Origin of the sequence: Streptomyces sp. HP-A2021, from assembly GCF_022807935.1 — a bacterium.
Lineage (GTDB): Bacteria > Actinomycetota > Actinomycetes > Streptomycetales > Streptomycetaceae > Streptomyces > Streptomyces afghaniensis.
On sequence record NZ_CP094344.1, the window covers coordinates 1,627,691 to 1,639,788 of the forward strand.

General features: G+C 71.9%; 10 protein-coding genes. 5 read left to right on the forward strand and 5 right to left on the reverse strand.

Annotated features, from left to right (window positions below; genetic code table 11):
* Positions 1-2 precede the first annotated feature (2 nt).
* Entirely contained in the window at positions 3-2,294 is a 2,292-nt protein-coding gene (locus MQE23_RS07385; RefSeq protein WP_243378610.1) for an excinuclease ABC subunit UvrA, read from the forward strand.
* Here MQE23_RS07385 and MQE23_RS07390 read toward each other — a convergent pair.
* Together MQE23_RS07390 and MQE23_RS07395 are read right to left on the reverse strand one after the other, a co-directional pair.
* The gene (locus MQE23_RS07390; protein WP_279345133.1) at positions 2,278-3,474 is read right to left on the reverse strand and encodes an ABC transporter substrate-binding protein; all 1,197 of its coding nucleotides are present in this window, start codon (positions 3,472-3,474) and stop codon (positions 2,278-2,280) included. The genes MQE23_RS07385 and MQE23_RS07390 overlap by 17 nt on opposite strands.
* Positions 3,475-3,505: 31 nt before the next feature.
* Positions 3,506-3,769 (reverse strand): hypothetical protein, encoded by a 264-nt coding sequence (locus tag MQE23_RS07395; protein WP_243378612.1) that lies wholly within the window; start codon positions 3,767-3,769, stop codon positions 3,506-3,508.
* A gap of 235 nt (positions 3,770-4,004) precedes the next feature.
* Between MQE23_RS07395 and MQE23_RS07400 the strand changes: the two genes are divergently transcribed.
* The 3 genes from MQE23_RS07400 to MQE23_RS07410 all read left to right on the forward strand — a co-directional run bounded on the left by MQE23_RS07400 (position 4,005) and on the right by MQE23_RS07410 (position 8,552).
* The gene (locus MQE23_RS07400) at positions 4,005-6,389 is read left to right on the forward strand and encodes an Orn/Lys/Arg decarboxylase N-terminal domain-containing protein (RefSeq protein ID WP_243378613.1); all 2,385 of its coding nucleotides are present in this window, start codon (positions 4,005-4,007) and stop codon (positions 6,387-6,389) included.
* 208 nt (positions 6,390-6,597) lie between these two features.
* Complete coding sequence (gene ddaH / locus MQE23_RS07405) at positions 6,598-7,374, forward strand: dimethylargininase (protein WP_020277721.1); 777 nt, start codon at positions 6,598-6,600, stop codon at positions 7,372-7,374.
* 191 nt (positions 7,375-7,565) lie between these two features.
* Positions 7,566-8,552: an acyl-ACP desaturase gene (locus MQE23_RS07410; RefSeq protein ID WP_020277722.1), complete on the forward strand. Its 987-nt coding sequence runs from the start codon at positions 7,566-7,568 to the stop codon at positions 8,550-8,552.
* A gap of 112 nt (positions 8,553-8,664) precedes the next feature.
* Here MQE23_RS07410 and MQE23_RS07415 read toward each other — a convergent pair whose 3' ends face one another.
* Positions 8,665-8,910, reverse strand: coding sequence for a WhiB family transcriptional regulator (locus tag MQE23_RS07415; protein ID WP_010042893.1), 246 nt, complete (start codon positions 8,908-8,910; stop codon positions 8,665-8,667).
* Positions 8,911-9,146: 236 nt separating this feature from the next.
* Here MQE23_RS07415 and MQE23_RS07420 point away from each other — a divergent pair, with 236 nt between their 5' ends.
* On the forward strand, positions 9,147-9,929 hold the full coding sequence (locus MQE23_RS07420) for a VOC family protein (protein ID WP_020277724.1): 783 nt from the start codon (positions 9,147-9,149) through the stop codon (positions 9,927-9,929).
* A gap of 15 nt (positions 9,930-9,944) precedes the next feature.
* On the opposite strand, the gene MQE23_RS07425 is transcribed toward MQE23_RS07420, so the two are convergent.
* Together MQE23_RS07425 and MQE23_RS07430 are read right to left on the reverse strand one after the other, a co-directional pair.
* Positions 9,945-10,982, reverse strand: coding sequence for a LacI family DNA-binding transcriptional regulator (locus MQE23_RS07425; RefSeq protein ID WP_020277725.1), 1,038 nt, complete (start codon positions 10,980-10,982; stop codon positions 9,945-9,947).
* 83 nt (positions 10,983-11,065) lie between these two features.
* Complete coding sequence (locus MQE23_RS07430; RefSeq protein WP_020277726.1) at positions 11,066-12,067, reverse strand: multicopper oxidase domain-containing protein; 1,002 nt, start codon at positions 12,065-12,067, stop codon at positions 11,066-11,068.
* Positions 12,068-12,098 lie beyond the last annotated feature (31 nt).

Below are 12,098 nucleotides of genomic sequence, written 5' to 3' on the forward strand. Positions count from 1 at the left end.
GCATGACCGACTTCACGCACGATGTCATCACCCTGACCGGAGCCCGCGAGAACAACCTCCAGGACGTCACCCTCCGCATCCCGAAAGGCCGGCTGACCGTGTTCACCGGCGTTTCGGGGTCGGGGAAGTCGTCCGTCGTCTTCGACACGATCGCGGTGGAGTCGCAGCGCCAGCTGAACGAGACGTACCCCTGGTTCGTCCGCAACCGGCTGCCCAAGTACGAGCGGCCGCACGCGGACGGCCTGGAGGACCTCTCCCCCGCGATCGTCGTCGACCAGCGGCCGGTCGGCGGCCACTCCCGGTCGACCGTCGGCACCATGACGGACATCTACTCGGTGATCCGGGTGCTGTTCTCCCGGCACGGCACCCCGAGCGCCGGGCCGGCGACCGCGTACTCGTTCAACGACCCGTCGGGCATGTGCCCCGAGTGCGACGGCCTCGGCCGGACGGTTCGGCCCGACTGGGACCGCATCCTGGACCCGGACCGCTCCCTCGCGGACGGGGCGGTCCGCTTCCCGCCGTTCGCCGCGGGCACCTGGCAGGGCCAGGCCTACACGAACAGCGCCGACCTGGACCCCGACAAGCCGGTGGGGCGGTTCACCGCCGCCGAGCGCGAGTTCCTGATGCGCGGACGGCCCGGCAGCAAGGTCACCGTCAACGGCAGCGGCGGCACGTGGACCACCGACTACGAGGGGCTGGCCGACCGATTCGAGCGGCTGTACCTGAAGCGCGACCTGTCGGCCATGAGCCAGAAGACCCGGGACCTGGTCCGGGAGTTCCTGGTGGAGGGCACCTGTCCGGTCTGCCGGGGAGCCCGGCTCAACGCGGCGGCGCTCGCCACCCGGATCGGCGGCCGGAACATCGCCGACTGCGCACGGATGCAGATCACGGACCTGATCGCCGTACTGAAGGAGATCGACGACCCGGTGGCCGGGCCGATCGCGGGGGCGGCCGTGGCCGCGCTGGAGCGCGTGGAGGCGATCGGCCTCGGCTATCTCAGCCTCGACCGGGAGACGTCGACCCTCAGCGGCGGGGAGGGGCAGCGGCTGAAGACGGTGCGGCACCTCGGATCCAGCCTGACCGGGATGACGTACATCTTCGACGAGCCGAGCGTCGGCCTGCACCCGCGTGACGTGGGCCGCCTCGGCGATCTGCTGCTGCGGCTGCGCGACAAGGGCAACACCGTGCTGGTCGTCGAGCACGACCCGGACGTCATCGCGCTGGCCGACCACGTCGTCGACATGGGGCCGGGCGCCGGTGTCGGGGGCGGCCGCGTGGTCTTCGAGGGCACACCGGCCTCACTGGCCGCCTCGGACACGCTCACCGGGCGCTGTCTGCGCCGCCGTACGGCGGTCAAGGAACAGGTACGGCAGGCCGACGGCGAACTGTGGGTCAAGGGCGCCGGCCGGCACAACCTGCGCGACGTGACCGTGCGCTTCCCGGCCGGAGTGCTCACGGCCGTGACCGGGGTGGCGGGGTCGGGGAAGAGCACCCTGGTCGGGGAGTTCACCGCCGCGCACCCCGACGCCGTGGTCGTCGACCAGTCGTCGATCGGGATCTCGGGCCGGTCCACTCCGGCGACGTATCTGGGGATCATGGACACCGTACGGAAGATCTTCGCCCGTGAGACGGGGGCCGGGGCGGGCCTCTTCACCTTCAACTCCAGCGGCGCCTGCGGCACCTGCGAGGGCCGCGGCATCATCTACACCGACCTCGCCTTCATGGACCCGGTGACGACGACCTGCCACGACTGCGAGGGGCGGCGCTTCAAGGAGGAGGTGCTGCGGCTGACCGTGCGGGGCAGTTCCATCGCCGACGTCCTCCGGATGACGGCCGAGCAGGCGCTCGGCTTCTTCGACGACACGGGCGTACGGCGCCGGCTGCGCGCCCTGCGGGACGTCGGGCTGACGTATCTGACGCTCGGCCAGCCCCTCTCCACGCTCTCCGGCGGCGAGCGGCAGCGCATCAAGCTGGCCACGCGGCTGCACAGGACGGGCGCGGTCTATGTGCTCGACGAGCCGACGACCGGGCTGCACATGGCGGACGTGGAGGGACTCGTCGCCCTGCTGGACCGGCTGGTCGACACGGGCAACACGGTCGTCGTCGTGGAGCACAACCTGGACGTGGTCGCCCGGGCCGACTGGGTGATCGACCTCGGCCCGGGCGGCGGCCGGGACGGCGGCGAGATCGTCTTCGAGGGGACGCCGCGCCGGCTCCTGGAGGCGCGGGGCTCGTTCACCGGGGAGCACCTGCGGCGGGCCGTCGCGGCATCGGCCGTCACCGTGCCGGTGTGAGCTCCCCGGTGAGCGGGACGTCCGGGAGCGCCGTGTTGCCGACGACGGCGAGGCGCGGGCCGCCCGGGCCGTGCTGCCACTGCCCGCCGACCAGCGGCAGCAGGGCGATGTTGGGGGCCGGTGCGCGCGTCCAGTCGAGGGTGCCGGCGACGGTGTCGAGGGTCGTGCCGGCGAGGGTCTGCGCGACGGACGCCCGGTCGGTGGGATCGGCCGCGACGGTGAGGGCGTGGTGGGCGGTCTCCACGAGGGCGTGGGCGAGACAGAGGGGCTGGAGCCAGCCGGCGCCGGTGTCCTGCCGGTAGGCGTGGGCGAGTTCGGCGCAGGTGGTGCCGTCCAGGCTGGAGCGGTAGGGGTGGCCGGGGCTCCAGTAGACGAGCGTGGCCACGCGCGCGTCGGCGAGCTCGCCGTGGACGTCGGGGGCGGGGGTGGTGTGCGTGTGCGGGTACGTCAGCCAGCGCGAACAGGTGATCAGCCGCGGACGCAGCCCCGCCTCCCGGGCCTCGCGGTGGAAGAGGGCGAGGTCGGTGGCGGTGGCGGCACTGGTGACGAGGCCGGCACCGTGCTCCCGCAGCCGGCCGACCTGCGCGGGGAAGCCGTCGGCCGGTTCCCGGTAGGCGCCGAGGTCGACCAGGGTGTGCCCGCGCGGGGACGTCACCGGGGCGAAGCCGTACCGCTCGTGGCGCAGCAGTCGCCCTTGCACGTCGTCGTACCACAGGCAGCCGACGGCGCCCGTGTCGTCGACGCGCTCCCACAGGTCGGCGAAGACGGCGGCGATGTCGTCCAGTCCCCACGCGAAGTGGTACGTCCACCGGAAGCGGTGCCCCGGCCCGGCACCGCGCGTGTCCACGTACGCCTGCCAGGGGAACGTGGTCGACGCACAGGGGACCCCGGCCTCTTCGCAGGCGTCGGTGACGGCGGGCAGCACCCGGGTCCCGGCCATGGTGAGCACGACGTTCGCCCCGTCGGCGCCGGCCAGGTCCCGTACGGCCTGCCGGGCCGCGTCGGGATCCGAGCGGCTGTCGCGCACCGCGACGGTCACGTCGTAGCGGCGGCCGCCGTTGCGGATGTGCGCGAGCAGGGGCGCCAGTCTGCGCAGCACATACGACAACGGTGACCCGAGAGGGGCCAGTCGACCCGTCAGTGGCGCCACCACACCCACACACAAGGAATTCGACGACATCGGGGCCCTCTTCACTGAATCGGGACGGCCGTCAGCGGCCGGAGCGGTCCTTGGTCACGCAGGTGGTCTTGCTGAACACCGCCACCGTCTCGTTGCCGCAGTTGTCGCTGTGGCCCGAGGCGTTGCGGGCGAAGAGCAGGTTGGACAGGACGCCGCCGCTCGGGCCCGCCTGGTCCCCGCCGCCCTTGCCGCCGTCCTCGGTGACACAGGTGCGCTCCTTGAACAGCGCCACCTTGCCCGTGCCGCAGAGGTTGGCGTGGCCGGAGGAGTTCCGGCCGGAGAGGTTGGACAGCACACCGCCCGCCCCGCGTCGCCGTCCCCGGCATGGGCCGTGGCCAGGTGAATCATCTGCGAGGACGGTTGATCAGGTACTCCCACGGGAGGCCGGGTGCGCGGACGTTGACGCGTCAAGGTGCAGCCCGTGGGCGTGGACCGATGGTGTGGTTTGGCGCTCCGCCGGCCCGATCACGCGTGCGGGTCGGCGAAGACTGGGGTGCGGGGGTGGCGCGGGGCCACCGGGAGGGGGCGACATGGCTGACGGCACGGTTCTGGTGGCGGTGGCGGAGGGTCCGGAGGACGGGGGCGCGGCGGCCGGGCAGCTGGCGAGGATCGCCGAGGCCATCCGGGGGCGCGGCTTACAGGTCCGGTGGGTGGTGAGCGTCAGCGACGCCGAGGCGGTGCTCAGGACCGAGGCCGGTCTCGCCGCCGCCGTGGTCGCCTGGGATCTTCCGCCGTCGCCGGGGGGCGACGGTGAACCGGGGGGTGCGGCAGTACTGCGCCGAATCGGGCGCCGCTTCCAGAATCTGCCGGTGTTCCTCGTCATGGCGGACGAGGGGCTGCGCGATCTGCCGTTGTGGGTGTCGCAGTCGGTGGTGGGCTACGTGTGGCCGCTGGAGGACACGCCGGCGTTCATCGCGGGGCGGATCACCACCGCCGCGCGCGGCTACCAGGACGCCCTGCTGCCGCCGTTCTTCAAGGCGCTGCGCCGCTTCGACGACGCGCACGAGTACTCGTGGCACACCCCGGCGCACTCCGGCGGTGTCGCCTTCCTGAAGTCACCCGTGGGCCGGGCGTTCCACGACTACTTCGGGGAACGGCTGCTGCGCAGCGACCTGTCGATCTCGGTCGAGGAGCTCGGCTCGTTGTTCGAGCACACCGGGCCGATCGGCGAGTCCGAGCGCAACGCCGCGCGGGTCTTCGGCTCCGACCACACGTACTTCGTGCTGCACGGCGACTCCACCTGCAACCGAGTCGTCGGCCACTTCAGCGTGACGCGGGACGAGATCGCCCTGGTGGACCGCAACTGCCACAAGTCGGTCCTGCACGGTCTGGTCGTCTCCGGCGCCCGGCCGGTGTACCTGGTCCCCACGCGCAACGGCTACGGCCTCGCCGGACCGCTGCCGCCGGCCGAGATCGCGGCGGACTCGGTGGCGGCGCGGATCGCCGCGAGTCCGCTGACGAGGGACGCCGTGTCATCGCGCGCACAGTACGCGGTGTTCACCAACTCCACGTACGACGGGCTGTGTTACGACGCGGTGGCGGCGGCCCGGGCCTTGGCCGCCGGGACGCCCCGGGTGCACTTCGACGAGGCGTGGTTCGCCTACGCCCGCTTCCACCCCTTGTACGCCGGGCGCTACGGCATGTCGGTGGACGAGGAGAGCTTCCCCGGGCCCGACCGGCCGACGGTCTTCGCGACCCAGTCCACGCACAAGCTGCTCGCGGCGCTGTCGCAGAGCGCCATGGTGCACGTCAGGCCGGCGCCCCGGGCACCCGTGGAGCACGAGCGGTTCAACGAGGCGCTGATGATGCACGGCACCACGTCGCCGCTGTACCCGATGATCGCCTCGCTGGACGTGTCCACGGCGATGATGGACGGTCCGCAGGGGCAGTGGCTGGTCGACGAGGCGGTGACCGAGGCGGTGCGGTTCCGCCAGGAGATGGTGCGCATCGGGCGACGGATCGAGGCCGCCGGGGACCGGCCGCCCTGGTTCTTCGGCGTGTGGCAGCCGGCTGAGGTGACCGACCCGGAGAGCGGGGCGCGCCTGCCCTTCGACGAGGCCCCGGCGGATCTGCTGCGGACGGAACCGTCCTGCTGGCACCTCGAACCCGGAGCGGACTGGCACGGCTTCCCCGGGCTGACCGACGGCTACTGCATGCTCGACCCGATCAAGGTCACCCTGACCTGCCCGGGGATCAGCGCCACGGGTGAGGTGTCCGACTGGGGCATTCCCGCGCGGGTGCTCACCGCGTATCTGGGGACGCGGGGCATCGTCGTGGAGAAGACCGACAGCTACACCACGCTGGTGCTGTTCTCCATGGGCATCACCAAGGGCAAGTGGGGCACGCTGCTGGACGCCCTGATGGACTTCAAGGACCTCTACGACGGTGACGCGCCGCTCGACCGTGTCCTGCCGGCGCTGGTCGCCGAGCACCCACGGCGCTACTCCGGGCTGACTCTGCGCGGACTGTGCCAGGAGATGCACGACCAACTGCGCGAGCTCCGCCTGGTCGAGCTCCTCGACACCGCCTTCCGGGAGCTGCCGGAGCCGGTCGTCCCGCCCCAGCTGTGCTACCAGCGCCTGATCCGCGGCGGCACGGAACGGATCCGCCTGACCGACGCGCCCGGCCGCGTCGCCGCGGCCATGGTCACGGTCACACCGCCCGGCATCCCCGTCCTCATGCCGGGCGAGAGCGTCGGCGCCGCGAGCGGCCCGCTCCTGCGGTACCTGACCGCGCTGGAGTCCTTCGACCGCCGCTTCCCCGGCTTCGGCAGCGAGACCCACGGAGTGGTCCGCGACCCCGACACGGGCGACTACCAGATCGAATGCCTCCGCCCGGACACGCCCGACCGTGCGGACACCACGACGACGCCGGCCCAGCGAAGCGCCCCGGAGGGGGCCGAGCCGGTGGGGTGAGTCCGGGGCAGGGGTGAGCTGACGCTTTCATGCCGGGCCGGTCCCGGGGGGGGCGGGCCCGAGGTCCGGGGGCCGGGCCTCCCCCAGGGGTGTCGTCTTCCGGGATCGCCCTGCATGATGGTCGGCCGACGCCCGATGGGTTCCGGCCGACCCCGGAGGCTCCGTCGGCGCCGTCCAGACACCTCCCATCCGATACGGAGTCACGCTCGTGCCCAGCAAGAAGGCCCTCGTCCGCCGCCCCAGCCCGCGTCTTGCCGAAGGGCTGGTGACCCACATCGAGCGGGAGAGGGTCGACGCCGACCTCGCGGTCGAGCAGTGGGAAGCGTACGTGGCGGCCCTGCGCACGCACGGCTGGGAGACCATCGAGGTGGACCCGGCCGACGACTGCCCGGACTCGGTGTTCGTCGAGGACACCGTCGTGATGTACAAGAACGTGGCGCTGATCGCCCGCCCAGGCGCCGAGTCCCGGCGTGACGAGACCGCCGGCGTCGAGGAGGCCGTGGCGGGTCTGGGCTGCTCGGTGAACTGGATCTGGGAGCCGGGCACACTGGAGGGCGGCGACGTCCTGAAGATCGGCGACACCGTTTACGTGGGCCGGGGCGGGCGCACCAACGCCGCCGGCGTCCAGCAGCTGCGGGCCGCGTTCGAACCGCTGGGCGCGCGGGTCGTCGCCGTACCGGTGACCAAGGTGCTGCACCTGAAGTCGGCCGTCACCGCGCTGCCTGACGGGACGGTCATCGGGCACATCCCGAAGATGGACACGCCGTCGCTGTTCGGGCGCTTCCTGCCGGTGCCGGAGGAGGCCGGTTCGCACGTCGTGCTGCTCGGCGGTGACAAACTGCTGATGGCGGCCAGCGCGCCGAAGACCGCGGAGCTGTTCGCGGACCTGGGGTACGAACCGGTCGTCGTGGACATCAGCGAGTTCGAGAAGCTCGAGGGATGTGTGACGTGCCTCTCGGTGCGGCTGCGGGAGCTGTACGCCTGAGGGGGTGGCACGCCCCCGGTCCAGCCCCTGGACCTGCGGCTCCGGGGGCGGAGGGTGCGCGCACGAGCGACACCGCTGATCAGCGGCCTTTACAGCGCTCTTAACCTACGGCATCGTAACCTACGGAAACGTAGCCTACGATGCCGTAGGTTACCGCTCACCGCTCGTACGTATGTCCCCCTGGAGAGTCCATGACGATCACCACTCCCCACCTCGGCAGCCCCGCCGGCGCCTGGACCGACGCTCAGCTGCTGTACGCACTGGAGGAAGTGGTCGAGAAGGAACTCAACCGGCATCTGCAGGTCGCCAAGGACTGGATGCCGCACGAGTACGTGCCCTGGAGCGACGCGCGCAACTTCCCCGGCCTCTTCGAGGACGGCGAGGCCTGGGACAAGGAGCAGTCGAAGGTCACCGAGATCGGCCGCATCGCGCTCGTCGTGAACCTGCTGACCGAGGACAACCTGCCCAGCTACCACCACGAGATCGCCTCGCTCTTCGGCCGCGACGGCGCCTGGGGCACCTGGGTGCACCGCTGGACGGCCGAGGAGGGCCGGCACGGCATCGTGATGCGGGACTACCTGCTCGCCTCGCGCGCGGTGGACCCGGACAAGCTGGAGCAGTTCCGCATGTCGCACATGAGCGAGGGCTTCGAGTCGGACAACCGGCACTCGATGCTCCACTCGATCGCCTACGTCGCCTTCCAGGAGCTGGCCACCCGCATCTCGCACCGCAACACCGGCCACCAGTCCGGCGACCCGGTCTGCGACCGCATGCTGGCCCGCATCGCGACCGACGAGAACCTGCACATGGTCTTCTACCGCAACCTCCTGAAGTCGGCGTTCGAGCTCGCCCCCGACCTGACCATGCAGGCCGTGCGGGACGTGGTCGTGAACTTCCGGATGCCCGGCCACGGCATCCCCGGCTTCGAGCGTGCCGCCGCGCAGATGGCGATCGGCGAGGTCTACAACCTGCGCATCCACCACGACGACGTGCTCCAGCCCGTGCTGCGCTTCCTGAAGATCATGGAGATCGACGGCCTGGGCCCCGAGGGCCGCAAGGCGCAGGAGGAACTCGGTCTGTACATGGGCGGCCTGGACAGCGAGGCGACGAAGTTCGACGAGAAGCTGGCCGCGCGCAAGGCCCGCATGGCGGCCCGGGCCGGTGCCACCGGCGCCTGACGGCCGACCCGGGCCATCCGGCCCACGTCTGCGAGGCCCCCGGTCGCCACGAGCGGCCGGGGCCTCGGCGTTCCGCACGCCCGCCCCTCCCCCGCCGGGGGCGCGCACCCGGCTACCGCGACGTACGCCGCAGTTCCAGCCGCTCCTTCTCCGACAGACCGCCCCAGACACCGAACCGTTCGTCGTTGTCCATCGCGTACTCGAGGCAGGCGTCACGGATCGGGCACAGACCGCAGATCCGCTTCGCCTCCCGTACCGAACTGCCGGGCTCGGGGAAGAAGAAGTCCGCCCCGGTCTGCGCGCACAACGCCTCCTGCTGCCAGGCGAGTTCGGGCGAGATCATGGTGTCGATGTGCATGCCCAGAAGCGTTCCGGAAGGCGAAAAACGTTCGATCAACGCGGGATCAACACCGCATTGACGTGCCTCCGGCCACCTTGATGGTGGCCTGCCGGACGGTCCGACGCACGGCGGCGCGCGGGAACCCGGCGCACCGCACCCGGCAGCACGGCCCCGGCGGCGCTCCGGCGGCGCTTGTCAGCGGCCGGTGCGAGACTCGGCAGAGGGGATGACGGACCTGTGCGAGGAGACCGACGATGCTCACCACCCGTTATGTGACCGGCGCTCCGAACTGGATCGATCTCGGCACCCCCGACATCGACGGCGCAGCCGCGTTCTACGGCGGCCTGTTCGGCTGGCGGTTCCAGCCGGGTGGGCCCGAGGTCGGCGGGTACGGCCTCTTCCAGCTCGACGGCAGGACCACGGCCGGTGGCATGCAGACCACCCCGGAGCAGGGCCCGCCGTCCTGGACGGTGTACTTCCAGGCCCCGGACGCGGACGCCACCGCGCGGGCGGCCGGGCAGGCGCGCGGCTCGGTGCTGATGCAGCCCATGGACGTGCAGGACCTGGGCCGCATGGCGCTCCTCGCCGACCAGGCGGGGGTGCCCTTCGGCCTGTGGCAGCCCGGCCGCAACAAGGGCCTGGAGGTCGTCCGGGAGCCCGGCTCGCTGTGCTGGCTGGAGCTCTACACGGCGGACGTCCCGGCCGCTGCCGCCTTCTACCACTCCGTGCTCGGCCTGGAGACCGTCGGAGTCGACTTCCCCGGCGGCGCCTACACCACCCTCACCCCGGCCGGAGAGAGCGAGGACGCCATGTTCGGCGGCCTCGTCCCCCTGGCCGACGCGGCCGAGGAGGAGGCCCACTGGCTGCCGTACTTCGAGGTCACCGACCCGGACGCCACCGTCGCCCGGGCAGGGGAACTGGGCGGCACGGTCCGGATGCCCGCCACGGACCTGCCGGACGTGGGCCGCATCGCCAAGCTCACGGACCCGTACGGGGCGCGTTTCGCGGTGATCCGCAGCGAGCCGCAGCCGGCCTGAGGCACCTGCGCGGGACTACGCGGACGCCCGCCGAACCAGCGTCGTCGGCAGGACGACGCCGGAGCGCGTGTCGCCGGCGCCCTCCCGAGGAGTGCCGCGGTCGAGCCCCCGCAGCAGCAGGCGGGCCATCAGGCGGCCCATCTCCTCGATGTCCTGACGGACCGTCGTGAGGGGCGGATCGGTCTGTTCCGCGAGGGGCAGCATGTCGTCGAAGCCGACCACGGCCACGTCGTCGGGGACGCGGCGACCCGCCTCGCGCAGGACGCGCAGCGCCCCCGAGGCGGTGAGGTCGTTGGCGGCGAACACCGCGTCCACGTCCGGGCAGCGGCCGAGGAGTTCGCGCATCGCCCGCTCGCCCCCGGCCGGGGTGAAGTCGGCCTCGGCGATGAGCCGTGGGTCGGCGTCCGCCATGACGTCCCGGTAGCCGTCGAGCCGGTCCACGGCGGACGTCTGGTCGAGGGCGCCGGTGATGTGCGCGATACGGGTGCGGCCGAGGCCGGCCAGGTGGCGGACGGCGTCGCGGGCGCCGCCGCGGTTGTCGCTGTCGACGTACACCACGTCGCGCCGGTCTCCGCTCCAGCCGGGCCGCCCGCCGAAGACGGTGGGGACGCCGGCCCGCTGGATCAGTTCCGGCAGCGGGTCGTCGAGGTGCAGGGAGAAGACGAGCGCCCCGTCGACATGCCCGCCGGCGAGATACCGGCCGACCCGGGCGTGGTCGTCCCGCCCCTCCGTGAGCAGCAGGACGAGCTGGTTGTCGTGGGCCGTGAGTTCCTTGCTGATGCCGCGCAGCTGGAGCGCGAAGAACGGGTCGGCGAACACGCGGGTCTCCGGTTCGGCGACGACGACCGCGATCGCGTCGTGCCGCCGGGTCACCAGGCTGCGGGCCGCCTGGTTGGGCACGTACCCGAGCTCCTCCACCGCCTTGCGGACCCGCTCGACGAGGATGTCCCTGACTCCGTCACCGCCGTTGACCACGCGTGAGACGGTGGCCCGCGAGACACCGGCCCGGGCGGCCACGGCCTCCAGAGTGGGACGCGGCGCTGTGTCGGTCACTTCGGGGCTCCTCACCTGCGGCTGCGGATCAGGATAGCCCCGGTCACGCAGGTGGTGAGAGCGCTCTCGCGCCCGCGCGACCGTCAGTGTCCGTGCTCCCGCTCGTCGCGCTCCGGGGCATCGTGCTCCGCGTGATCACCCTCGTGCTCGTGCGGGTCGTAGCCGGGAATCGTCCCGTCCGGCTTCTTCACCAGGAACAGGCCCACCATCCCCATGTCGGAGTGGCTCTGCACATGGCAGTGGTACATCCAGGCGCCGGCGCCGACCCCCTCCCCCGCGATCACCTGGAAGCCGAACGAGTCGGCCGGGCCCGTGATCTTGTTGTCGATGACCTGGCTGGGGTCGTCGGGGCCGGTCAGCATGCCGGTGCGGTTGTCCGCCCAGCGGTGACCGTGCATGTGGAACGTGTGGTAGAACTCGCCGTGCGTGATCACGACGAACTCGACGCGATCACCCACCGTGGCCTCGAAGTTCGGCCCGGAGTGCGGCGGCCTGTTGTTGATGAGCATGTCGTTGAAGACGACCGTGTGCGTCCGGTCCGGCAGGACGTCGCCCTTGCGGCGGACGATGACCGGGCCGAACAGGCCCTTCTGGAGCCCCTGCGTGCCGTGGTCGGTGCCGACGACGTGGTCGTGGTAGTGCCAGTAACCCGCGCTGCCCGCCCGCCAGGTGCCGTCCTTGCGGCGGCCGGGGGCGTGGGTGCGCCAGGTGTAGGTGCGGGTGCCGCCCGGCTCGACATGGCTCCGGTTCAGCTTCGTGCCGTCGCTGGTGATCTCGTAGTCCAGACCGTGGACGTGCAGGCTCACCGCCACGTCCATGGTGTTCTCGAATTCGATGTGCAGCGTGTCGCCCTCGTTGAGCTCGATGAGCGGGCCGGGGACGGTCGCCTTGCCCTTCTCCAGGCCGTAGCCCATCTGTCCGTCGGCGAGCTTCTCGGCGTACAGCTTGATGCGCTTCACCTCGCCCCCGGCCGGTGCTGTCTTGGCCGGCCCGTCCGCGCTGATGGCCTCCGGCGCCACGGACAACGATGTCGCGACGGCCGCGCTCCCCAGCAGGACCCGCCGGTTGAAGCTGCGTCTGTCCATGCGGAACTCCCCACCCTGGTAAGGCTTTTAC